Annotated in this window: 21 protein-coding genes and 1 pseudogene; 15 read left to right on the forward strand and 7 right to left on the reverse strand. The window is 57.9% G+C overall.

What is annotated here, in order from left to right:
• Nucleotides 1-23 precede the first annotated feature (23 nt).
• The 3 genes from AC1ROI_RS25015 to mqo all read left to right on the forward strand — a co-directional run bounded on the left by AC1ROI_RS25015 (nucleotide 24) and on the right by mqo (nucleotide 3,364).
• Nucleotides 24-659 (forward strand): TetR/AcrR family transcriptional regulator, encoded by a 636-nt coding sequence (locus tag AC1ROI_RS25015; RefSeq protein WP_102593875.1) that lies wholly within the window; start codon nucleotides 24-26, stop codon nucleotides 657-659.
• A gap of 24 nt (nucleotides 660-683) precedes the next feature.
• The gene (locus AC1ROI_RS25020; RefSeq protein ID WP_102593876.1) at nucleotides 684-1,394 is read left to right on the forward strand and encodes a GNAT family N-acetyltransferase; all 711 of its coding nucleotides are present in this window, start codon (nucleotides 684-686) and stop codon (nucleotides 1,392-1,394) included.
• Nucleotides 1,395-1,711: 317 nt separating this feature from the next.
• A complete protein-coding gene (gene mqo, locus AC1ROI_RS25025) occupies nucleotides 1,712-3,364 on the forward strand; it encodes a malate dehydrogenase (quinone) (RefSeq protein ID WP_083377015.1) in 1,653 nt (550 codons plus the stop codon).
• A 165-nt stretch (nucleotides 3,365-3,529) separates the two neighbouring features.
• Here the strand turns inward: mqo and AC1ROI_RS25030 are convergent, their stop codons facing one another.
• From AC1ROI_RS25030 to AC1ROI_RS25040, 3 genes are read right to left on the reverse strand one after another with little or no spacing between them, the layout of a single operon-like run.
• Nucleotides 3,530-4,153, reverse strand: coding sequence for a hypothetical protein (locus tag AC1ROI_RS25030; RefSeq protein WP_010459387.1), 624 nt, complete (start codon nucleotides 4,151-4,153; stop codon nucleotides 3,530-3,532).
• A gap of 9 nt (nucleotides 4,154-4,162) precedes the next feature.
• The gene (locus AC1ROI_RS25035; RefSeq protein WP_224795517.1) at nucleotides 4,163-5,056 is read right to left on the reverse strand and encodes a glycine zipper family protein; all 894 of its coding nucleotides are present in this window, start codon (nucleotides 5,054-5,056) and stop codon (nucleotides 4,163-4,165) included.
• Nucleotides 5,053-5,583 (reverse strand): PAAR domain-containing protein, encoded by a 531-nt coding sequence (locus AC1ROI_RS25040; RefSeq protein ID WP_010459391.1) that lies wholly within the window; start codon nucleotides 5,581-5,583, stop codon nucleotides 5,053-5,055. The genes AC1ROI_RS25035 and AC1ROI_RS25040 overlap by 4 nt, the downstream gene beginning before the upstream one ends.
• A 126-nt stretch (nucleotides 5,584-5,709) precedes the next feature.
• Between AC1ROI_RS25040 and AC1ROI_RS25045 the strand changes: the two are divergent.
• Together AC1ROI_RS25045 and AC1ROI_RS25050 are read left to right on the forward strand one after the other, a co-directional pair.
• Nucleotides 5,710-5,964 (forward strand): annotated as a pseudogene (locus AC1ROI_RS25045) (malate:quinone oxidoreductase); the annotation flags it as partial.
• 180 nt (nucleotides 5,965-6,144) lie between these two features.
• A complete protein-coding gene (locus AC1ROI_RS25050; RefSeq protein ID WP_010459396.1) occupies nucleotides 6,145-6,441 on the forward strand; it encodes a hypothetical protein in 297 nt (98 codons plus the stop codon).
• Nucleotides 6,442-6,521: 80 nt separating this feature from the next.
• Here the strand turns inward: AC1ROI_RS25050 and AC1ROI_RS25055 are convergent, their stop codons facing one another.
• Entirely contained in the window at nucleotides 6,522-7,502 is a 981-nt protein-coding gene (locus tag AC1ROI_RS25055) for an AraC family transcriptional regulator (protein WP_231990924.1), read from the reverse strand.
• Nucleotides 7,503-7,528: 26 nt separating this feature from the next.
• Here AC1ROI_RS25055 and AC1ROI_RS25060 point away from each other — a divergent pair, with 26 nt between their 5' ends.
• The 8 genes from AC1ROI_RS25060 (at nucleotide 7,529) to AC1ROI_RS25095 (ending at nucleotide 19,236) form a co-directional block, all read left to right on the forward strand.
• Nucleotides 7,529-8,497 (forward strand): oxidoreductase, encoded by a 969-nt coding sequence (locus AC1ROI_RS25060; RefSeq protein WP_083377012.1) that lies wholly within the window; start codon nucleotides 7,529-7,531, stop codon nucleotides 8,495-8,497.
• Nucleotides 8,498-8,652: 155 nt separating this feature from the next.
• The gene (locus AC1ROI_RS25065; protein ID WP_083377011.1) at nucleotides 8,653-10,863 is read left to right on the forward strand and encodes a putative bifunctional diguanylate cyclase/phosphodiesterase; all 2,211 of its coding nucleotides are present in this window, start codon (nucleotides 8,653-8,655) and stop codon (nucleotides 10,861-10,863) included.
• Nucleotides 10,864-11,026: 163 nt separating this feature from the next.
• The gene (locus tag AC1ROI_RS25070; protein ID WP_102593877.1) at nucleotides 11,027-14,026 is read left to right on the forward strand and encodes a xanthine dehydrogenase family protein molybdopterin-binding subunit; all 3,000 of its coding nucleotides are present in this window, start codon (nucleotides 11,027-11,029) and stop codon (nucleotides 14,024-14,026) included.
• Nucleotides 14,023-14,829: an FAD binding domain-containing protein gene (locus AC1ROI_RS25075; RefSeq protein ID WP_102593878.1), complete on the forward strand. Its 807-nt coding sequence runs from the start codon at nucleotides 14,023-14,025 to the stop codon at nucleotides 14,827-14,829. Before AC1ROI_RS25070 ends, AC1ROI_RS25075 begins: the two co-directional genes overlap by 4 nt.
• A 2-nt stretch (nucleotides 14,830-14,831) precedes the next feature.
• Nucleotides 14,832-15,332: a (2Fe-2S)-binding protein gene (locus AC1ROI_RS25080; protein ID WP_084321443.1), complete on the forward strand. Its 501-nt coding sequence runs from the start codon at nucleotides 14,832-14,834 to the stop codon at nucleotides 15,330-15,332.
• A 5-nt stretch (nucleotides 15,333-15,337) separates the two neighbouring features.
• A complete protein-coding gene (locus AC1ROI_RS25085; RefSeq protein ID WP_102593879.1) occupies nucleotides 15,338-16,876 on the forward strand; it encodes an AMP-binding protein in 1,539 nt (512 codons plus the stop codon).
• Between the two features lie 19 nt (nucleotides 16,877-16,895).
• Entirely contained in the window at nucleotides 16,896-17,699 is an 804-nt protein-coding gene (locus tag AC1ROI_RS25090) for an enoyl-CoA hydratase/isomerase family protein (protein WP_084321440.1), read from the forward strand.
• Nucleotides 17,700-17,883: 184 nt separating this feature from the next.
• Nucleotides 17,884-19,236, forward strand: coding sequence for an MFS transporter (locus AC1ROI_RS25095; protein ID WP_102593894.1), 1,353 nt, complete (start codon nucleotides 17,884-17,886; stop codon nucleotides 19,234-19,236).
• On the opposite strand, the gene AC1ROI_RS25100 is transcribed toward AC1ROI_RS25095, so the two are convergent.
• Nucleotides 19,229-20,014: an alpha/beta fold hydrolase gene (locus AC1ROI_RS25100; RefSeq protein WP_102593880.1), complete on the reverse strand. Its 786-nt coding sequence runs from the start codon at nucleotides 20,012-20,014 to the stop codon at nucleotides 19,229-19,231. The two genes, AC1ROI_RS25095 and AC1ROI_RS25100, sit on opposite strands and share 8 nt — an antisense overlap.
• A 90-nt stretch (nucleotides 20,015-20,104) precedes the next feature.
• Between AC1ROI_RS25100 and AC1ROI_RS25105 the strand changes: the two genes are divergently transcribed.
• Both AC1ROI_RS25105 and AC1ROI_RS25110 read left to right on the forward strand, forming a co-directional pair.
• On the forward strand, nucleotides 20,105-21,076 hold the full coding sequence (locus AC1ROI_RS25105) for an XdhC family protein (RefSeq protein WP_077750317.1): 972 nt from the start codon (nucleotides 20,105-20,107) through the stop codon (nucleotides 21,074-21,076).
• Between the two features lie 188 nt (nucleotides 21,077-21,264).
• Nucleotides 21,265-22,119, forward strand: coding sequence for a helix-turn-helix transcriptional regulator (locus AC1ROI_RS25110; RefSeq protein WP_077750318.1), 855 nt, complete (start codon nucleotides 21,265-21,267; stop codon nucleotides 22,117-22,119).
• 103 nt (nucleotides 22,120-22,222) lie between these two features.
• Here the strand turns inward: AC1ROI_RS25110 and AC1ROI_RS25115 are convergent, their stop codons facing one another.
• Entirely contained in the window at nucleotides 22,223-22,513 is a 291-nt protein-coding gene (locus AC1ROI_RS25115; protein ID WP_077750319.1) for a DUF6388 family protein, read from the reverse strand.
• A gap of 70 nt (nucleotides 22,514-22,583) precedes the next feature.
• Complete coding sequence (locus AC1ROI_RS25120; protein WP_077750320.1) at nucleotides 22,584-23,327, reverse strand: SPOR domain-containing protein; 744 nt, start codon at nucleotides 23,325-23,327, stop codon at nucleotides 22,584-22,586.
• Between the last annotated feature and the right edge of the window lie 110 nt (nucleotides 23,328-23,437).

Genomic DNA, 23,437 nt, shown 5'->3' on the forward strand with positions numbered 1-23,437 from the left:
GAATTTTCTGGCCTGTATCCCGCATGGAAACCGCAGATCTACTCGAGCGCAGCTACCCCGGCAGAAGAGCCGAACTCAAGCGCGACATCTTCAGAAAAGCCTTGGCCCTGTTCAACGAACAAGGGCTCGAAGCCACGACCATCGAAATGATCCGCGCCGAATGCGATACCAGCGTTGGCGCGATCTACCATCATTTCGGCAACAAGGAAGGCCTGGTGGCCGCGCTGTTTTTCACCGCGCTGGATGACCAGGCACTGCTTCGCGACAGCTACCTCGCCGAGGCACAGACGACCGAAGAGGGCGTGCACGCGCTGGTCCACAGCTACGTCGATTGGGTCGACAGCCAACCCGACTGGGCACGTTTCCAGTACCACGCGCGATTTGCCGTCACCAAAGGGCCGTTCAAGGAAGAACTGGCCACCCGCAACAAAATCCGTAATCAAAAACTCGGCCAATGGCTGGCAGAGCCCGGCCGACGCGATGAATTGCGCGCGTTTCCGGCCGAATTGCTGCCGTCGCTGATCATCGGCCAGGCGGACAGTTACTGCCGGGCCTGGTTGTCGGGGAGGGTGGTCGCCAGTCCGAAGGCCTACCGGGCATTGCTGGCAGAAGCGGCGTGGCGATCAATCTGTGACAATAGCCCCGCCGAAACCCAGTAAAGCGATCCCGGAGTCAGAATTTCAATGCCCGAACTCACCCACTTCGACGCCCCGTGCCCGGAGCACATCAACAGCCAGATCCTGCAGATGGTCGTCGACAACCTGACCGACATCAGCATGGTCGGCATCGTGCCGAGCAACCCGCTGTACAACGTGTATCAGTACGCGGTCGGTTACGAAGTGCATCTGTACCTGGAAGCCCTCGGCGGGTCCAAGGGCATTGCGGTCGAGTTGATCGTCGCCACCGACGATGAAAACCCTGAAAAGGTCATCGGCTTTCTGCTGTACCTGCCGGTCAAGGACGATCCCGAAGCCTGCGGCGTAGCCTACATGGCCGTTGACTCGGGTCATCGCCGCCGAGGCGTCGCGCGGACCATGTTGCAAGACATGATCAGCCGCTACCCCCACGCCGAACTGACCTGCACCGTGGCCAAGGTGCCGTGGTTCGAGTCGATGGGTTTTCAGGTGCTGGGCGTGCGCGGCACGCAGGTGCTGATGAACACCCGCGACCACAGCAGCGAAGGCTTGATGGGACTGTTGGATGTCACATTTATCTACAGTTCTCTAGAGGTTCGGCAGATACATAACTACTTGCTGCAAAAACACGGAAAGCGCGCGATGGTCGATGCCGAAAAGCAACGCGACCGGCATCTGGACCAAATGACCCACAACGCCAAGGTGTTTGTGCTGAATCGTTTGGGCCGGGACGCGGCGAACGAGCCCCGTCTGGACTAGACTCATAAGTCCTTTTGGGAGCGCGTGGTCGTCCTGCCATGATATTCTGCGCGCCAACTTGGTTTGACCTATTCAGTTGGCCCGTCCTTGAGACGTGCCGACAGGATCAATGTCGCTCAAGTAGCTGAAGCCAATAATGATAAAAAGTCAGTTCAGTAGGGACATATAAATTGAGGTCGATGCAGACAGTCGGCCTTGTGTGCCCACCCTTCGATTCTTGTGTACGAGCACCCACGACGTCCTGCCTGAATGTCGTGAACCAAGGGGCCGTGAGCGGGAATGGAAGGGCGGATGGCGTTTTATCATAGGTGCTACAGATGTTTAAGAAAATGAACACGGCCCTGCTGGGGCTGGCTTTGTCGATGGGGATCACGTCCGTTCACGCGGCAGAGGCAAAGAAAGTCGATGTACTGCTGATCGGCGGCGGCATCATGAGCGCGACCCTGGGTGTCTGGCTCAACGAGCTGGAACCTGGCACTTCGATGGAAATGATCGAGCGCCTCGACGGCGTCGCCCTGGAGAGCTCCAACGGCTGGAACAACGCCGGTACCGGTCACTCCGCCCTGGCCGAGTTGAACTACACCCCGGAAGACGACAAGGGCAACGTACAGATCCCGAAAGCCGTTGAAATCAACGAAGCGTTCCAGATCTCCCGTCAGTTCTGGGCCTGGCAGGTTCAGCAAGGCGTGCTGAAAAACCCGCGTTCGTTCATCAACTCCACGCCGCACATGAGCTTTGTGTGGGGCGATGACAACATCAAGTTCCTGAAGAAGCGCTACGAAGCCCTGCAAGCGAGCCCGCTGTTCGCCGGCATGCAGTACTCCGAAGACCCGGCTGTGATCAAGAAGTGGGTTCCGCTGATGATGGAAGGGCGCGACCCGAACCAGAAAATCGCGGCCACCTGGAGCCCGATCGGCACCGACGTCAACTTTGGCGAAATCACCCGCCAGTTCGTCGCGCACCTGCAAACCACACCGAAGTTCGACTTGAAACTGTCTAGCGAAGTGCAAGACATCACCAAGAACGACGACGGCACCTGGCGCGTCAGCTACAAAAACCTGAAAGACGGCACCCAGTCCGAAACCGACGCCAAGTTCGTGTTCATCGGCGCGGGCGGCGGTGCACTGCACCTGCTGCAGAAGTCCGGTATTCCTGAAGCCAAGGAATACGCAGGCTTCCCGGTAGGCGGCTCGTTCCTCGTCACCGAAAACCCGACCCTGGCCGAGCAACACCTGGCCAAGGCCTACGGCAAAGCCTCCGTTGGCGCACCGCCAATGTCGGTTCCGCACCTGGACACCCGTGTCCTGGACGGCAAGCGCGTCATTCTGTTTGGCCCATTCGCGACCTTCAGCACCAAGTTCCTGAAGGAAGGCTCGTACCTGGACCTGCTGACCACCACCACCACGCATAACGTGTGGCCAATGACCAAAGTCGGCATCAAGGAATACCCGCTGGTCGAGTACCTCGCCGGCCAACTGATGCTGTCTGACGAAGACCGCCTCAACGCCTTGAAAGAATACTTCCCGAACGCCAAAGCCGAAGACTGGCGCCTGTGGCAAGCCGGCCAACGCGTGCAAATCATCAAGCGTGATGAAGCAGCGGGTGGCGTGCTGAAGCTGGGCACCGAGATCGTTGCATCGCAAGACGGCACCATTGCCGGCCTGCTGGGCGCATCGCCGGGCGCCTCGACGGCTGCTCCGATCATGCTGACCGTGCTGCAGAAAGTGTTCAAGGACAAGGTGGCTTCGCCTGCCTGGCAGGAAAAGCTGCATCAGATCGTGCCGAGCTATGGCACTCAGCTGAACGGCAGCCCTGAGAAGGTTGCGCAGGAGTGGGCTTACACCGCCAAGGTGCTGCAACTGACGCCGCCGCCAGCGATTGGTCAGGTAGCGGCTCCGGCTGCTGCTCCGGCTGATGCTGATAAGGCGAAAGCGCCGAAGGCTAATGCTGCCAGTGATATGGCTTTGTAAGTAGAAGCGTAATCAGAGAAAGCCCACTGACCGGAGACGGTCAGTGGGCTTTTTTGTGCTTCAAACTCAGCACTTGCTGGCCCGTAATATCCAAGACTGACACCGCCTCTGTGGCGAGGGAGCTTGCTCCCGGTGGGCTGCGGAGCAGACCCGTTCAGGCCATGCTCATTCAGAGCGGTACATCAATTCCAAGCGTTCTATCCACTCGTTTGTAGCGCCAAATCTTGCGTAATACTTCATTCTTTCCAGGTCACTCAATTGAGTGAGGAAGGGAATGAAGTAATTGTCGTTGTAGTACCCTTGAGCACCTTGCATCTCTCCACCCCACCAGGAAGGGTTGTACCCTTCAAACGCTATCCATGGGGGAGGAGGGGCAAAATTCTCGCGCAAAATAACATTCATGAAATCGATGCTGTTCGTAACCATTCGAACAGTTGTTGAGTTGAACTCCCTTGTGGAAGTAAAAAATACTAATTGCTCGTTTTTTTCATCGTTAACATAGTGCTTTGCAGGTAGCTCATTAAATGTTTTTTCAGATGTGTATTTAAAATTTGCTTCGACGAACGCCAGAAATTTATGAGTGTCTGCGTGCTCAATTAAAAATGAAGAATAAAAGGCTGGAATACCCAGTCCTTCTAAAGATGATGTTTTGGGGTAGTAGGGCAGCCGACTAATTTCGCTTGTTGAAGGATCAGCGAAAATGGTTTTTAGCTCTGAAATGGAATATCCAGCAATTTGCTCTTCTGGTTCTTGCTTCATGAAGGATTTGAAACGACTAAAAAAACTCATCACCAGACCTCAGTCTTGTACGTAATCAGTAAGCCAGGTTGCACCCAAATAACCCGCCGTACCGAAGATAATTCCACCAACAGCAGCACTGACAATTGCTCCTGGGCCCGTTTCTATACCAACAGCAGCACCTACCGCCAGGCCAATCCGTCCTCCCGCGATTGCGGCCCCCCAACCTCCAGCTTGCTTGACTACTTCGACCGAGATCGGTTTGACGCTATTTTGCTTGATTGACTCATCTGTAGCCAACTTCAAGTCATAGGCGGTAAAACCGATGGCAAAAACCCTTACAACTCTCGCTCCCTTAATCAACATGTTTGTTGCTTTGTAGGAACTTGGGGTAAAGACTGCTTTGGCCGGTACTTTTTCAGCCTGGACCAGTACTTCTTTGTCTATATTCTTAACCCAATCTGCGATTTGGTCTATCTGGACGACTTTCTTTGGGGCGACTTTTTTGTATTCGTCGAGTGACTTTAATATCTCTTCGGTGGATACAAGCTTTGCACCTGCTGCTTTTGCTTTTTCTATATCAATGTAAACGGTCTTGCCCTCGAATCGCGGCGACCCGTTTGGAAATTCAGAGCTGGTAGATAGATAGCTGGACGGATATTTTCTGCTGCTAAATACGTGCTCCGCTACCGTGGCGTTGGATTTCGGGTCTATAGGTATCATGCCAAATTTTTCCGGCCATACCTCGTGCTTGATTTGAAACGCGGGGAGGTTCTTTGCGACAAGGTGAGGATTATCTGGTGAGGAGTAGATTTTGCGAACTAGAAAGCCATCTTTACCTATTTCATCGACGACAACGAACAAGTGAATGTTGGCAGGCATTGAATAGCCAGGCACATTGCTAACCGACCCGGCCTGTTGATTTGTAGGGACTTTACAAGAAAACTCAGTCATGCATCGCCCCACTTTTCGAGCGCGGCAACACCTGTGGTGATTTCCAGCGTTTCCTGTTTTTTGGTTGTGATTCGTGGCGTATGTCCTGACTCGTCAGAAAAGCCGGTGTAAACCCGGCCTGCTTCATCTTTGATGTGATACGGCACATAGGCAAGAGGCTGGCCGTCGCTCCCGAGAATACGAAACTGCTCATTGAATGGCTGCAACCACAACGGCATAGGTAAGGGCGGGACGAAGTCCGCAGGCGAGTGGACGTTGCCAATGATCACCGTTCCGGAGCCACTCACCACGTTGTTGCCGTGGGCACCAACACTGCCGACCGTTGCGGCGGGTTTACCGTTTATAAGAACGGTAGAAGCGACCTCTCCTACAATGCGGCTGCCGCACGTACTTTTGTCGTCTTGGCGAGCAGCAGCCAACCCGTCAAAGAATACGTCGGGAGAGCCAGCGGCGATGGGGTTTACTCCGTGGCCGGGTAGCGGACAGCTTGTGGGATCCGTGACTCGGGCAGCAGGTTTTCCAGCCATTTTGAACGTCCTTGTAAAATGTGAAGTGGAGGATTGTTACACAAAGAATCCGCTGACAACCATGGCCACCCTTTTTAGCCCATTCACGACCAATACTTCCCGAACGCCAAAGCCGAAGACTGGCACCTACAGAAAGTGTTCAAGGACAAGGTGGCTTCGCCTGCCTGGCAGGAAAAGCTGCATCAGATCGTGCCGAGCTATGGCACTCAGCTGAACGGCAGCCCTGAGAAGGTTGCGCAGGAGTGGGCTTACACCGCCAAGGTGCTGCAACTGACTCCGCCGCCAGCGATTGGTCAGGTAGCGGCTCCGGCTGCTGCTCCGGCTGATGCTGATAAGGCGAAAGCGCCGAAGGCTAATGCTGCCAGTGATATGGCTTTGTAAGTAGAAGCGTAATCAGAGAAAGCCCACTGATCGGAGACGGTCAGTGGGCTTTTTTGTGGGGAGTGGTTTTCGAGGGGGTAGATTCATCTGGGCTCACATCTCGGTGCTTCATCCAAAGCCTGTCTCAACGCATCAAAAATTTTGAACCGCCTTTGGACGCGCTCGCCTAATGATTAGCTTGTGAACGAATCGCACAGGCAATGTGCCAATACCGGCATTTTCCGAGAGGTGGTCAACGTGGCTAAAGACGAGAAGAAAAGCAAAGGTGATGCTTCGAACGCCAGCAAGGATTTGAAAGACAAAAAGTCATCGAAGGCAAAGAAATCAGCTGCGGCCTCGGCTCTTTCGAAATCTTCCGAAAAGAAAGACAAGAAAAAAGATGCCGAACCGAAGAAATCTGCAAAAAAAGCTGATAGCAAGCCAGACAAGGCTAAGAAATCAGACAAGGCAGAAAAGCCGGCGAAAAAGAAAAAGTGACCTCTGCGATCTGCTAGGGCGTTACGCCCTAGCTTCCTCAGGCCAAATTGCGAGCAAGCCTGGCCCACCTCAATACCCGGTTATCGCAGTGCTTCGCGTCGATATTGTCCGGGCGATTTTCCGTGAACACGGCGGAACGCGACTCCAAAGGCAGCATCCGACAGATAACCCAGCGAAGCGGCAACGGTAGCGACGTTGTCCGTGCCATCGCGCAACCTCGACGCCGCCACTTGCATGCGCCATCGCGTGACATATTCGCCGGGCGACTGCCCCACGCGCGTCTTGAATAATGCAGTAAAGCCAGAGCGGGACATGCAAGCCATATCCGCCATTTCAGCCAGCCTCAAAGATTTTTCGGGTGCGCCATGAATGGCACGCAACACCTTGGCGATGACCGGATCTCGAAGTCCTCCCAGCCAATTCAAATCAGTAGCGTCGGCGGCGGTGATGCGATGGCGAAGCACGTGAATGAAGATCAGCCGCAGTAGATCGTTGCACATTGCATGCGCGCCAGCTTGATTCGATTGCCACTCACGATCCAGTTCATCCAGCAGCCAGCCAAACGACGATGCGCCTCCGGACCCGGCGCGGATGATGAGTGCAGGCGGCAATGCATCGAGCAACTCCATCGCCGCAGGACCGACAAGTGAAACGCTGCCGCCCAGCAACTCGACATCGTCACCCACGCCGAACATTGCCGACGCCCCCGCATGGGAAAACACATCGGAGGCATTTATCGCCTCCACATCCGGCCCGCTGGCCAGAACGAACGGCGTACGAGCAACGACAAAACAGTCGCCAGCCCTCAGATGACAAGGCGCCATGCCGTCCATGCGCAACCAGCACTCGCCTCGTCGCACGACATTGAATTTCAATTCGATGGGCCGGAACTGTAATGCCCAAGTGCCGCCTGCCTGCAATCGCACGGAGCAGGCGGCACGCAGTCCTGACAGCGCCAGGACTTCGGACAAGGGATCAGAAACTGAATTTTGGATGATCACGATAGAAAACCGGGTTTCTTGAGCTGTTTCGTCCAGCGAGCTTAGTGAAGAATCGAGCACTTCGATACCTGCGAGGGAGATTTCTCATGCCGACGCTTCAAAACCCTATTCACTCCGACTTCAATGCCGCCAGTACCGCCGCCGAGGTCATGGCAGGTGTTGACCTGACCGGCAAAATTGCGATCGTCACCGGCGGTTATTCGGGAATCGGACTGGTCACCACGAAATGCCTAACCGCGGCGGGCGCACACGTTATCGTTCCCGCCCGAGATCCGGTCCGGGCCCTGGCCGCCCTGGCAGAGGTCAAGCGGGTCGAAGTACTGGAGATGGACTTGATGCAACCCGCATCGGTTGAAGCCTTCAGCCGACGCATGCTCAACAGTGGCCGTCCGATCTCGCTGCTGATCAACTGCGCCGGGGTCATGGCCTCGCCACTGACGCGAGACGGCGATGGGCACGAAAGTCAGTTCGCTACGAACCATCTCGGTCATTACCGCCTGACTTGCGGGCTGTGGCCGGCACTGATTGCCGCGGGCGCGGCGCGCGTGGTTTCGGTCTCGTCACGAGGGCATCAGATCGCCGGGGTGGATTTTGACGACATCGATTTTTTGCGCCGGCCATACGACAAGTGGGTGGCGTACGGTCAGTCGAAAACCGCCAACGCACTGTTTGCGTTGGCGCTCGACAAACGCGGACGTCATCGCGGCGTGCGGGCATTCTCGCTGCACCCGGGGCAAGTCCTGACCAGCCTCGGACGCCATCTGAGCAGCGCCGAAATAGCCGCATTCGACGTGCTGGATGAGCACGGTCGGCAGCGCCTGAACCCGGAGATCGGACTCAAGACACTGGAACAGGGCGCTGCAACCGGCTTGTGGTGTGCGACCAGCGCCACGCTTGCAACCTTGGGCGGTGTTTACTGCGAAGATTGCAATATCGCCTCTATCAACGAATCGGAGACGGGACGCAAGGGCGTGGCCAGATGGGCAGTCGATCTTGAGTATGCCGAGCGTCTTTGGGCCGCATCGGAGCAATGGACAGAGATGACAGTTTCATAAATCTGATACTGTTTTTTATGTTGGATCTGAGTCTTTTTTTAGTGCGTCGGTGCTCTATAGAGTGCGCGTCCGACGCACTAGTGGACAGTGATCGGCCGCCTACTATTTCTGGCTCTCTGAAGACCGGACGACCTCGAGAGTCTTCAGGAACCACCATGAATACTCGTCCTGGTTTTCGCAGCAAGACACTCCCCGAATCGCAACGTGACATTCTCGGTATGATCGCGACCGATCATCATCTGGGCGACATACTCTGCGCCATCTGCCAGATGCACGACGCACAGGCCCCCGAAACCTTCTGTTCGATACTGCTCACTGATGCCGAGGGCAAACGCTTGCTGAGCGGCGCGGCGCCCAGCCTTCCGGTCGAATACAGTGACGCGATTCATGGAATGGCCATTGGTCCACAGGAAGGAACCTGCGGCACCGCTGCGTTCCGGCGCGAGCTTGTAGTCACCGAAGACATCGCCCGGGACCCCAACTGGGAGCGTTTCCGCAGCCTGGCGCTGGGGCATAACCTGCGTTCCTGCTGGTCGGTGCCTTTGCTCTCCCATCAGGGACGCGTGTTGGGTACATTTGCCCTGTACCAGAACCGCGTCCATGCGCCGGACGAGGCGCAGATTCAACGACTGGACCGCGCGGCCCAACTGGCAGTCATTGCGATTCGTCATGAGCGTGATGGCCAACGACTGGAGGAAAGCGAACAACGTTTTCGTTCATTGTTCACCTACAACCCCCACCCCGTGTTCTCCCTCGATCTGTTCGGCAATATCCAAAGTGTGAACGCAGCAGGCCTGAAGCTGAAACCGTACACCGCAACCGATTTCATTGGTCATCACTTTTCCCATCTGGTACTCGAAGAGGACCTGGAGCGGGTCAGTCAGCATTTTTCCGCAGCCCGCGCCGGAGAACCTCAGCGCTTCGAGGCACGGGTTCTCGACGAGAGTGACAATCTGCTGACCATGGACATCTCTAACCTGCCGATCATGGTCAACGGAGAAATCGTCGGGGTATTCGGCATTGCCCGGGACATCAGCGAGCAGAAGCATTACGAGCGCCAGTTGAGCTTCAACGCCAGCCATGACCGGCTGACCGGCTTGCTCAACCGTGTTTCGCTTGAAGAACGGCTTGTTCTGGATTGTCACATCAGTCGTCGGCGCAAGCGTCGTCTGGCGGTGATGTGCATTGATCTGGATGGATTCAAATCCATCAACGATTCGATCGGACACTACTTCGGCGATCAGGTGCTGATTGAGGTGGCGCAGCGTATGACCCAGCAGATTCGTCCCGGCGATACCATCGTGCGCATGGGCGGTGATGAATTTATCGTTCTGCTGCCGGACTTGCTTCGTGATGAGGACGTTGTACCGGTAGCCGAGCGATTGATGGCCAGCATTGCCAGGCCCTACTGCATCCAGGGCATTGACCTGCACCTGAGCGCAAGTGTCGGCATCACCCTGAACGATGGTCACATCGAGCAGCCGATGCAGCTGATTCAGCAGGCTGACATGGCCATGTACAAAGCCAAGCAGCAAGGGCGCAACAACTTTCAGTGGTACACCAGCGATCTAAATCAGCGCGTTTGCGAGCACGCGAGCCTGCGCAATGACCTGCAAAAGGCTATCGAGACCCAGTCGCTCAAGCTGCATTATCAACCGCAGATAGAAGCGCGCACGGGTCGGGTGGTCGGGATCGAAGCGTTGCTGCGCTGGGAGCATCCGGAAAAAGGATTTATCTCCCCCGCGGTGTTTGTGCCGGTGGCAGAGGACAGTGGTCAGATCATCCCGCTAAGCCTTTGGGTACTCGATACGGCCTGCGCGCAACTGCGCCAGCTAGGCGAGCAGGGCATTACGAGCATCTCAATGGCCGTGAATATTTCGCCGATGCATTTTCAGCGTGGCCAGTTCGTCCAGTGTGTCCAGGCCACCCTGGAGAAACATGGTCTGCGTGGTGAGCAGTTGGAGCTGGAGATCACCGAGTCGCTGCTGTTGCATAACGCGGAACAGGCAATCGACACGTTGCACCGGCTCAAGGCTTTGGGGGTGCGTATTGCGCTCGATGATTTCGGCACCGGTTTTTCCAGCCTCAGCTATCTCAAGCGTTTGCCCATCGACAAGATCAAGATTGACCGCTCGTTCATTCAGGAAATCGCTACCGACCCTCACGATGCAGCGATCACCCAAGGCATTATTTCCATGGCCCATCACCTCAGTCTGACGGTGGTCGCCGAGGGCGTGGAAACGGCGTCCCAGGTGGATTTCCTGAAGGGCAGTCGTTGCGATATTTTTCAGGGGTATTACTTCGCCAAACCGATGCCTTGTGCAGAAATCGAAGCTTTCCTGAGCCATCCCGCGTCCCATCCCTGACCGGCCATTATGTCGGGTCTCAGTCCTGAAAATCAGACGCTAAGGCAAATTTTCAGACTCCAGCGCAGAACTCCCTCTCCTCAGGCAAGGCGCTCCCCGCGCCTTTCTCACACACTCGGCTCTAACGCTATCGCGCTGCACAACAACAAGAGCCGCGAAAAAAATGACTACTTTCCAGCCTGCTACCGAAAGCCCGACCAGCCACATCGGCGCCCGTCAGACCCGTGTCGAGGACGCCGCATTGTTGCGCGGCCTCGGCTGTTATGCCGATGACGCTGCGATCCCTCCGGGTACGCTACACGCGGCGATCATCCGTTCACCCCACGCTCATGCGCGGATCACCTCGGTGGACTTTTCCCGTGCGCTGCTGATGAAAGGCGTGCACGGCGTGCTGGTCGGCGAAGACGTCAAACGCTGGGCGCTGCCGTTCCCGGTGGGTGTGCGGCAGCCGATGGAGCACTGGTGCGTCGCCGTCGACAAGGTACGTTATGTCGGAGAGCCGGTGGCCGTGGTGATCGCCGAGAGCCGCTATCTGGCCGAGGACGCGATCGAAGGTGTACGCGTTGAATACGAGGCGCTGCCGCCGATCATCGACCCGGAACTGGCCACCGCTGAACAGGCGCCGATCCTGCACGAAGCCGTCGGCAGCAACGTGGTCAACGAACGACACTTTCGTTATGGCGAACCGGAGCAGGCCTTCGAGCAGGCGCCGCACAAGGTCTCGCTCAAAGTAAAGTTTCCGCGCAGTTCCTGCACACCCATTGAATGCTATGTGGTGCTGGCTCAGTACGAGCGCGCCACCGGCATTTATGACGTGCTGGCCAATTTTCAGGGTCCCTATGCGTTGCACACGGTCATGGCCCGGGCACTGAATGTACCCGGCAACCGCCTCCGTTTGCGTACACCGAAAGATTCCGGCGGCAGCTTTGGCATCAAGCAAGGGGTTTTCCCTTACGTGGTAATGATGGGGCTGGCGTCACGCAAGGTCGGTGCACCGGTGAAGTGGGTCGAGGACCGTCTGGAACATCTTCAGGGGGCTTCTTCGGCGACCAATCGGGTGACCGAAATTGAAGCAGCGGTAGAAGCGGATGGCCGTATCACCGCTTTGCGTTATGACCAGATCGACGATTGTGGTGCCTACCTGAGAGCGCCTGAACCGGCGACTTTCTACCGCATGCACGGCAACCTGACGGGTGCCTACGCGATCCGCAATTTGCAAGTGCGCAACCGAGTGGTGCTGACCAACAAAACCCCTTCCGGCCTGAACCGTGGTTTCGGTGGCCCACAGGTGTATTTCGCCCTTGAACGGCTGCTGCAACACATCGCCGTGCAGTTAAAGCTTGATCCATTGGACGTGATCCGCCGCAACCTGGTGCCGGCCGATGCCTTCCCGTATCGCGCGGCCGCCGGTGCGTTGCTCGATTCCGGCAACTACCAGGCTGGCATTGCCTTGGCGGCGGCTGATGGCGGTCTCGACGAGTTGCTCAAACGTCGTGATCAGGCGCGTGCCGAAGGCCGAATCTATGGCATTGGTTATGCCGCCGTCATTGAACCGTCGATTTCCAACATGGGATACATCACCACTGCGATGACACCCGAAGAGCGGCGCAAGGCCGGTCCGAAAAACGGCGCTGTCGCCACCGCAACCATCAACGTCGGCCCGTTGGGTGACGTCAGTGTGCATGTGTCCTCGGCACCGCAAGGGCAGGGCCATCAAACCACCGTCGCTCAAGTCGTCGCCGAAGTGCTTGGGGTTGCGCTGGAATCCATCGTGGTCAACGTCGAGCTGGACACCCAGAAGGACGCCTGGTCGATTGCCTCGGGCAACTATTCCAGCCGCTTCGCCGGCGCTGTGGCCGGTGCCGTTTACAAAGCCGCGCTGAAGATCCGCGATCGCCTCGCCGCGATTGCCGCCGAGCAATTGCAGGCCAGTCCCGAAGATATTCGTTTCGCCGGCGGCAAGATATTCGTGGTCAATGGCGGGGCGGTAGCGCCATTTCATCGGATTGCCGGTGCGACCCACTGGTCGCCGGGCCTGCTGCCGGAAGGGGAAAACGGCGGTCTGCGTGAAACCGCCTTCTGGAGCCCGCCGCAATTGGAGGCACCGGACGACAAGGATCAGGTCAACAGCTCGCTGTGCTACGGCTTTGTCTTCGACATCTGCGGTCTGGAAATCGACCGCATGACCGGCGAGATCCACATCGACCGCTACGTCACCTGCCATGACGCCGGCCGCCTGCTCAACCCGGCACTGGTCGATGGCCAGATTCGTGGCGGCTTCACCCAAGGCCTCGGCGCGGCGCTGATGGAAGAGTTCGCCTATGGCGAGGACGGCAGCTTCCTCTCCGGGACCTTCGCTGATTATCTGGTGCCGACCGCACCGGAAGTGATCGAACCGATGATCCTGCACATGGAAACGCCATCGCCATTCACCCCACTGGGCGCCAAGGGTGTGGGCGAGGGCAACAACATGAGCACGCCGGTGTGCATCGCCAACGCGGTGGCCGACGCCCTCGGTCGATCGGACATCCGTCTGCCACTGACGCCCTCGAAAGTACGCACGCTCATCGGCATCGACGAGCCACCACGGCCCGCCGGTATGGAGCCCGATGAAAACCTCGACGCAGTACCTGCCGGTGGACCGGCACTGCGGGCCAACGACTCTGTGGTGATTCCTGCTTCGCCGCAACAGGTCTTCGACACCTTGCTCGACCCGCAGACGCTTGCGGCGATCATTCCCGGTTGCCACGACCTCGTGCTTGAAGGCGAAAACCGTTACCGCGCAGACGTCACTGTCGGCGTCGGCATGATCCGTGCGCGCTTCGAGGCCAAGGTTGCCCTGAGTGATCTGGACCCGCCGCATTCATTGCGTCTGTCCGGTTCCGGCAGCAGCTCGATGGGGTCGGCCCAGGGGCAGGCCAAGGTGCGTTTCGTTGAACTGGAAAACGGCCACACACGCCTGGAATACCAATACCAGGTGGCGGTCAGCGGCAAAGTCGCCGCGGTCGGCGGCCGAATGCTGCAAGGGGCCTCGAAAGTGATCATCGGACAAATATTTACTCGCCTGTCACAACGGGTCAGCGGCCAAGCCATCTCCACCGGCTGGTGGGCGCGATTGCGTGCCTCGCTTGGCGCGCTGTTTGGCAAGGGAGGTGCGCAATGAAACCGGCTGCTTTCGATTACGTTCGGGCTGATACCCGTCGTCAGGTGGTTGAGTTGCTCGCCGAGTACGGCCAGGAAGCTCGCATCATCGCCGGTGGCCAATCGCTGATGGCGGTGCTGAACATGCGCCTGGCTCAACCCAAGTTGCTGATCGATATCAATCATGTGGCTGAGCTGGCCTATATCGAACTGCGCAAGGATTGCCTGGCGGTAGGTGCCGGGGTACGGCAGGCACAGTTGCTCGCGCGTTCGACCCTGATGGACGAGGTGCCTTTATTGGCACTGGCGATGCCCTGGATCGGTCACTTCCAGACCCGTAATCGCGGCACTGTCTGCGGTTCGGTGGCTCACGCCGACCCCAGCGCCGAGTTACCGCTGTGCCTGGTGACGCTGGGCGGTGAGATCGTTCTCGAGTCGAAAAAAGGTAAGCGCATCGTCAAGGCTGCCGATTTCTTCCAAGGCATTCTCACCACCGACAAGCGTGCGGATGAACTGGTTGTCGAGGTGCGTTTTCCGCTCAAGCGCGAAGGCATTACCTATCGCTTCCGCGAGATCGCCATGCGCCACGGCGACTTTGCAATTGTCTCCCTGGCCGCGGCCATCGGCACGGACCAGGTCGAACTCGGCATCGGCGGGGTCGCTGACCGTCCGCAACGTCGCAGTCTGCCTCGCGGTGCGGGGCTGCCGGACGCGCTCAATCAAACCGCCTGGTCGCTCGACGCACAAGACGATGTGCAGGCCAGCGCTGCCTATCGCCGCCAACTGATTCGCGAGCTGGGTCATCAGCTGATCGAAGGAGTCTGAATATGCGTGTAACTGCCGACCAAACCTTTCCGATTCGCCTGGAACTCAATGGCCGCTCCCGCGAAGCCCTGGCTGAGCCGCGGACCCAACTCTGCGACTTCCTGCGCCACGACCTCGGTGCCACCGGTGTCCATGTCGGATGCGAACATGGTGTCTGCGGTGCCTGCACGGTGCTGGTGGACGGCGTCGCCATGCGTTCCTGCCTGATGCTCGCGGTACAGGGGCACGAGCGGCGTATCGAGACCGTCGAGTCCCTGGCTGACGACGACACACTGAGCGACCTGCAACAAGCCTTTCGCCGACATCACGCCTTGCAGTGCGGCTTTTGCACTGCGGGCATTCTCATGTCCTGCGTGGACTTCCTCGAACGGGTACCCGACCCGGACGAGACCCAGGTACGCGACATGCTTTCGGGGCATCTATGTCGCTGCACCGGCTACACCGGCATCGTCCAGGCCGTGCTCGAAGTCGCTGCCCAGCGCCAAACGAACAAAGGGGTATAACAAAAATGTTCGATCTCGGACGCAGTTTCCTCGCTGCCGTTGAACGCCGGCCGCACGCCGTGGCGGTCAGTGACGGTGCGTTGAAGAAAACCTATGAAGAATGGTTCGTCGATATCCAGAGTGCCGCCTGGGGCTTGCAATGCCTTGGGCTGCAACGCGGTGACCGACTGCTGGTAGTGATGCAAAACCGATGGCAGATGGCAACCCTGCATTGGGCCTGTCAGTTCGCGGGCATCGTCATGACCCCGTTGAACTGGCGTTCGACGGCCGAGGAACTGGGCTACTGCATCGAAGATGCGCAAATCCGTGCAGTGGCTTACGACGACGCAACCGTGACCGCTGTGGCCAGTTGCAGCGCCGCCACAAGGTTGCCACGGATCGCCACCGGACTCCGTGCCGCCAACACCGACCTGAGTTTCGAGGAACTGTGTTCGCAGACCCCCTCCGGCATGATTTTGCAGGCCGACGCCGAAGACTTTTCACTGCTGCTGTACACCTCCGGAACCACCAGCAAGCCCAAGGGCGTGCCCCGTCGGCACCGTAGCGAACGCGCTGCTGCGGTTGCCCACGTAGCGCAAAACCTTTACCGCCAGGGCGAGTGCACGCTGGGCGTCATGCCGCTTTACCACACCATGGGCGTACGTTCGTTGTTGTCCATGGCGCTGATCGACGGACATTTCGTCTGTGTGCCGAAGTTTGACGTGGAAGCCACGCTGCATGCCATCGAGCGGGAAAAGGTCAGCAACCTGTACCTGGTGCCGACGCTCTACCACATGCTCATCGAACACCCGGCCTTTGCTCGCGAGCGAGTCGCCAGTGTGGAGAAAATCGGCTTTGCCGGTGCACCGATGAGCGACGGTTTGATGCGTCGCGTCGAGCAGGCGTTCCAGCCGAAATTGTTCGTCAATCATTACGGCAGCTCGGAGATCTACACCTTCACCATCGACCAGCAAGCCAGCCGCAAACCCGGTTCGTCAGGGCGCAGTGCAATGAACCAGCGCGTGCGCGTGGTGCCAATCGATGCTGAAACGGCAGACGTGCAGGTCAACCCATTGGAGGAGGGCCAGATCATCGCCGACCTGGCGAGTGACGAGGCGTTCGAAGGCTACCTGAACCGCCCCGAAGCGACCGCCAAGGCATTGCGTGACGGATGGTATTTCACCGGTGACATCGGCTACTTCGATCTGGAGGGCGATCTGTTCGTCACGGGTCGTGTCGATGACTTGATCATCACCGGCGGCGAAAACGTCAGCCCGGCAGAAATCGAAAACATGCTCTCTCTGCACCCGGCAGTGGAAGAAGTAGTGGTGGTCGGTCTGCCCGACGAGCAGTGGGGAAAGATCATTGCCGCGTTTATCAAGCTGCGCGCCGAGGTCTCGGAAGGCGACCTCGATGCCCATTGCATCGCTTCGGGCCTGGCCAAATTCAAGCGGCCACGGCGTTACCAGTTCATCGACCAGATTCCCAAATCTCCAGTGGGCAAGGTGCTGCGGCGCGTGCTGCTGGCGCAATTTCAGGAACAGGCCTTGAAGGCCATCAGCTAATCATCCAGAGGACACTCTCATGCAACAGCAAGCGATCCAGCAATTTCTCGACACTCAGTTCGATGGCTTCCAGGTTGAAGTCGATGTGTCCCGCGAGCGCGCCGACATCATCCTCAACCGGGCACCGCTGAACGTCATTTCCATGGGGCAGCGTGATGAACTGCGCCTGGTCTTCGAAGCCCTCGATGCACACAAAGGTGTGCGCGTCATCGTGCTGCGCTCGGTGGGTGAACACTTCTCCAGCGGTGGCGACATCAAGGGCTTCCTCGAAGCGTCGCCGGAGCACGTGTCCAAGCTGGCCTGGAACGTCGCGGCACCGGCTCGTTGCGAAAAACCGGTGATCGTTGCCAACCGTGGCTACACCTTTGGCGTCGGTTTCGAACTGTCTTTGGCCTGCGATTTCCGCATTGCTTCCCAGACCACTCGCTACGCCTTGCCAGAGCAGAACCTGGGACAGATCCCCGGCTCGGGTGGCTCCGCGCGCCTGCAGAAAATCATCGGCATCACCCGCACCAAGCACATGGTGATGCGCGCCAAACGCATCACCGGCGACCAGGCCTATGCCTGGGGTATCGCGACCGAGGTCGTGCCGGATACCGAACTGGAAAGCACCGTCGATGCGTTGGTCGACGAACTGCGTCGCTTCTCGCCGCTGGCTCAGCGCACGGCGAAAAAACTGATCAACGACAACGAAGATGCGCCGCTGACCGTCGCGATCGAAATGGAAGGTCACTGCTACAGCCGCCTGCGTAGCTCCAAGGACTTCAAGGAAGGCGTTGAAGCGTTTCACAGCAAGCGTGAGGCCGTGTTTATCGGCGAGTAAATCGTACCGGCGAGCGGGCCCGGGAGTATGTTGGTAACAGCGTACGCCTCACGGAACAGGGTCTGCCGCCCCTTCAATGCAACTGAAAAGGGCACATCAAGGTATCACCGCTGACCTGCTGATTACTCGCAACCCGCGCACCGGGATGCAGAACGTTTCGATTCACCGTTTGTGTGAGGCAACCATGACTACGACAACAACAATAACTGCATCACCCGCCAGCTCCGCTATCGATACACCGCAGATTCCACCGGGCAAGGCTTTGCTCGCGGCATTTGCCTCGACGTTCGGCTGGGCGCTGGATCTGTTTGACCTGTTCATTCTGCTCTACGTGGCGCCGATCATCGGCCGCCTGTTCTTCCCCTCGGATACCCCGACACTGTCGCTGGCCGCCGTGTACGCCTCGTTCGCCGTGGCCTTGCTGGTACGTCCGCTGGGCTCGGCGATCTTCGGCGCGTATGCCGACAAACACGGTCGCAAGCGTGCGCTGATGGTATCGATGGTCGGCGTCGGTATTTCCACGGCACTGTTTGGTGCGTTGCCGACCATTCACCAGGTCGGCATATTGGCCCCGATACTGTTCCTGTTATTGCGTGTAATTCAGGGCATTTTCGTGGGCGGCATCGTTGCCTCCACTCACACCATCGGCACCGAATCCATCTCGCCGCGCTATCGCGGCTTGATGTCCGGGTTGATCGGTGGCGCTGGTGCCGGCATGGGCGCGCTGTTGGCGTCATTCACTTATCTGGTGTTGTCTGAGATCTTTCCCGGGGAGGAATTTGACGTCTGGGGCTGGCGCTTCATGTTCTTCTGCGGCCTGCTCAGCACATTTTTCGGACTGGTGATGTTCCGTTACCTGGATGAAAGCCCGGTCTGGCGGCAACTGCAACAAGCCCGCAAAACCAAGGGGCCGGCGGTAGTGGTCGTGTCGCCACTCAAGCGTCTGTTCGGTCGCGAGTACCGCGCCGTGATGCTGGTCAATCTGCTGATTACATTCGGCGGCGGTGCCACGTATTACCTGGCCTGCGGGTATCTGCCGACATTGCTCAATGTGGTCGCCAAAGTGCCTCATACGCAGACTTCGCAGCTACTCATGTATGGGTCGGTGGCAACCATTGTCGGAGCACTGGCCTTCGGTTACCTGAGTGACCTGATCGGTCGCAAGAAGACCTTCATGCTGCTGGGTGTGATCAACCTGGTGGGCCTGCCGATGATGTTCCTTGGGGTAGCCGACCCGGGTTCGCTGACCCGCACTGCGCTGTATTGCATGGGCATAGGCTTCATGGGCGGGGCGATCATCGCGCCGATTCTGATCTTCCTCAACGAACGCTTTGCCACCGAGCTGCGAGCCAGCGGCACCGGGTTGTCCTGGAACATCGGTTTCGCCCTCGGCGGAACCATGCCGACCTTTGTGTCTCTGGTCAGCAGCAGCCCCGCGCAGATCCCCATGGTACTGGCGTTCTTCGCCGTCGGTCTGTCGGTGATCTACCTGATTGGCAGCCTGGTGATTCCAGAAACCCAAGGCAATTTCAAGTAAAGGCGGGGAGGTGCTCCAGGAATTCGCAGATCAGCTGCAAGGTCTGCTCGGGCGCTTCGGTCTGGGGAAAGTGCCGACAGTTATCCAGCAACACACAGCGGCACGGTCCAGGCACCTGTCGCTGGATGACCACCAGTTGCTCGGGCGTGGCGTAGTGGTCTTCACGACCCTGAATGACCAGCAGCGGCTTTTCGATACAAGCCAACTGCGCTTCGAGATCGTCCAGGGAAAAGTCCGGATGCAACCAACTGTCGCTCCAACCGTGAAAAGCACCATCGACATTGGTCCCGTGGTGGCGTGCCAGGCGTTCGCGCAATTCGCCCTGATGCCAGACCTCGGTGGTATGGCGAATGCCATCGAGGCTCTCAGCCTCGACAATCACGTGAGGCGCCAGTGCAATGCTGCCCAACACCCGTGGATCGTCGGTAGCGGCATAGGCAAGGACGATGGATGCGCCGTCACTGTGACCGAGCAAGACCACTTGCGGCAGTTGCAAGGCATCGAGCAATTGCCGCAGTTCACGAGGGCCGTCGCTGCTCAGGTAGTTCAGCGGCCGCGGCAGGGTTACCGGGCTCGATTGCCCATAACCCTGACGGCTGTAAGTGACCACACCGCAGCCGCTGACCTGGGCCAGGCGCAGGGGGAAGTCTTTCCATTGTTCGGCGCTGCCGAGGCCTTCGTGCAACAGCACAAACGTTGGTCGCGACGGGTCAGCCGCAGGCAGTTGGCGATATTCCAGGCGCAGCGGCCCAAGTTGCAAAAATTGTTGTGGCGACATGTTGAATCAACGATTGAACAAGGTTGCTCGCAGGTTACCGTAAACGTAACCCAGCATGCAGTACCACGCTTTGCTTGAGGTATAGAAAACATGCGTCATCTCGATGTTCAGGTGATCGACCAGGCACTGCAATGGGCTCGCGCCGGGCAGGCCCAGTGGCTGTGCACAGTGCTCTCCACCTATGGCTCGGCGCCGCGTGCGCCGGGTGCGATGCTGGTGACCAATGGCACAGGCGAACACGTCGGCTCGCTGTCGGGTGGCTGCGTCGAGGAGGAGTTTCTCGAAAGTCTGGCGCGCGGTGAGTTACGCGAACCGGCGCAGATCGTCAGTTATGGCGACAGCGTCGAGCAACGCCACCGTCTGCGATTGCCCTGTGGTGGCGTGCTGATCGTGCTGGTCGAGCACCGCGCTGCCAGTCTCGAATGGATCGCCCACCTGGAGAGTCTGCAAGCGGCGTTGCTCGGCCAGCGCCGTCTGATGCGTCACGTCGAGCTGAGCAGCGGTGCCTTGCGCCTGGACCCGGACACCGGACACGGCAGCGAGCGGGTGCAAGTCGTCGACGAAAAGGTGCGTATCAGCGTTGGCCCGGCGTTACGACTGATTCTGGCAGGGCTCTCGCCGGTCGCTGAAGTCTGCGCCGGTTTTGCCCGTGCCATCGGCTGCGAAGTCATCGCCTGCGATCCCCGGGAAGAGATGCTGCATATACATCTCGAAGGTGTGGAGATGCAACGTGTGCTGCCCTCAATGTTCATTGCCGCCGGAGGTTGCCATGCGGCGACCGCGGTGGTGGCGCTGACTCACGATCCGCGAATCGATGATCTGGCGCTGATGGAAGCGGTCCACACCCCGGCGTTTTACATCGGTGCCATGGGTTCTCAGGCAACCTCGGCCAAGCGCGCCGAGCGGCTCAAACGCATCGGTGGTCTGACGGATGAACAGATTGCCCGTTTGCACATGCCCATCGGCCTGGATCTGGGCAGCAAGGCCCCGGCGGAAATCGCTCTGGCGGTGGTGGCCGATATCCTGCGCGTTTATCACGGGAAAGAACGCCATGCCTTGTAAGGCGGTTTTTCCGACGAGTGTGGGGGCTGCGAAAGTCGAGGTAGACGCTCGGTCATTCGCGCGCGATAGTGGCCAGCCACGTGTTGCTGAACCATTGAGTGACCGTCGGGGTTGAGAAATAGATAGACGCCCCGATGATATGCATTGTGGTCGGTAACAATATCGCTTCTAGCGAGCGGAGGAATCTGATGTCGATTGCCCAACGGGTTTTCCACGGCAGGTTTGGACGGGTCGCCTTGCTGAATATGGATCGTTCGCTGGTCACCCACACCCATTCCGAATGCCATGTCCTGGTTAAAGTGTCCGGTGAAGATACTTACTTCAACGTCAACGGTCGGCGGGTTCCGCTCAGCGATCGCACGGCGGTGCTGGTCAACGCCTGGGAGCCGCATTTCTACGATCCGCAGCCGGGCGCCGGTGCCACCCTGATCCTTGCGCTCTACATCGAGCCCGCCTGGCTAGCCACTGCCCAGCAGTCGCTGGCGCTCAGCGGTCGGCCGGACTTTTTTGCCCGGTCGTGCATCGAGCTGTCGAGTCGTAATCGCACCTTGGCCGACATCCTGGTCGCCGAAGCGCATGGCTGCGGGATCGTGCCGAAAGAACGCATGGAATTCATGCTGTTCGACTTCCTGATCGAACTGATCGAGGACTTTTCCAGTTGGCGGCATTTGTCGATGCTGGGTGCGCCGAACTCAGGTGAGTTCCGGGACGCGCGCGTGCGCCGTGGCACCGCCTGGTTGCTTGAGCACCTCGATGATCCGAACCCGATCGACAACGCCGCGCGGGCTTGTGGACTGTCTCGGGCGCACTTCTTTGCGCTGTTCAAGAAAGATACCGGCATGACCCCGACCTTGCTGCTGAACGACGCGCGCATGCGCCGGGCTTTTACCTGGCTGGAGCGTGAGCGCAGTGGAACGTTGGGCCTGTTGTCGGAGAACCTCGGGTTCTCCGAGCAAGGTCATTTCACACGGTTTTTCCGCCAGCACATCGGAGCTTCTCCCAGCCAGTATCGGCGTGTAGTGGATTGTTATGCGACGGTTTGAACCGAGAGGAGGGCGGGGGTATTGGGCAATACTCCCGCCGATGAAGTTAGTCTTTCATCTTGAAGCTGACGGCTTTTATAGATTACGTAAGTTGTAACACTTGTTAATTGTCCAGAAAGTCATAAATCTCTTTCATGCGCTCTTCGCGCATCAACTCAAGTTCTTCCTTGGTTTCGGCCACCCACTGCAGGATGAAGTCCCAGCAATCGCAGCCGTGCGCGTCGGCTTCTGCTTCAAATGCTTCTTTCAGAAATTTAAGGCGATATTCTTCCGGCGAGAGCCCACAGTATTCAGCGAGGCTGTAGTTCAGCTTGCTGAGTTCAAGTTGGATGCATAAGTTGGCGTCCAGAAACTTTTTCAGGGCGAGTTCGGCTCTAAGTTCTTTTGCGATCATGAATGCTCTCTTGTGGAATGCAATAAGTAGCTGGTTGTTCGAGGTCGGCCCAGCGATAAATCGGACTGTGTCAATTTCCTGCCATCATCCATCCTCGAACGCCATGACGTTCACTCAACTCTTTCACGACGCGAGCCGCGTCCTGCTTTTGTTTATACGGGCCGATGACGACAAAGTTGTTTTCTTTACGCGCTACCGGCAACTCCAGCTGCTGAATGGCTTTTACTGCGCGGTGGCGACTGGGTGTGTTCAATGCAATTTCGACCACCCAAACGCCGGATGAAGGCGTGCTTGAAGCTTCTTTTTTAGGGTGGATAATATAGCCGCCGCATGTCAAGCACGGGCATTCCAGCGTGATTAGCGAGCCTGGAATGGTACGAAAGACATGCCATTGCGTATGAATGGTTTTTTTACGAGCGAAGAGTGCCAAGAGCAGGCCGGTGAAAGCAATCAGACCGCTTAGAATAATTGTCCATTTGTGTGCCTGTGTGGGCAATGAAGGCAGCGTAAGTACTGTAGTTTCATCTGGCTTTTCCATCAAAAACTGTACGGCCTCAGCCTCCGTTGAGTCGGGTATGCGGGATTCGTTTTTCGCAAGGTGCGCGAGCCCGTCGGAATCTTTTGCACTGAGCTCTGCCGCAACTTTATTTGCGGTGTCATCGAATAGTTGTTCGAACTTTGTCACTTTTTGCTGGATGTATGAATTGTCGACGTTATTTTGACAAGTTTGTCCTGTGGACGTGTAGGTCCATAGTAGTGCTGATAGTTGCCCAAAAACGCCAGTTACCAGGAAGCCCAAGCCAAGCTTTCGCACGACACCATCTCCAAATCAAATGAATTGTTATTTGTCCCGTTTGTTCTGATAAAACAGGGTTCTATTTTTGATCCTGGGATGGTCTGGATTCTTGAGCGCGTCAGTGTGCC

It is taken from the genome of Pseudomonas sp. GW823-FHT02C02 (genome assembly GCF_058797635.1).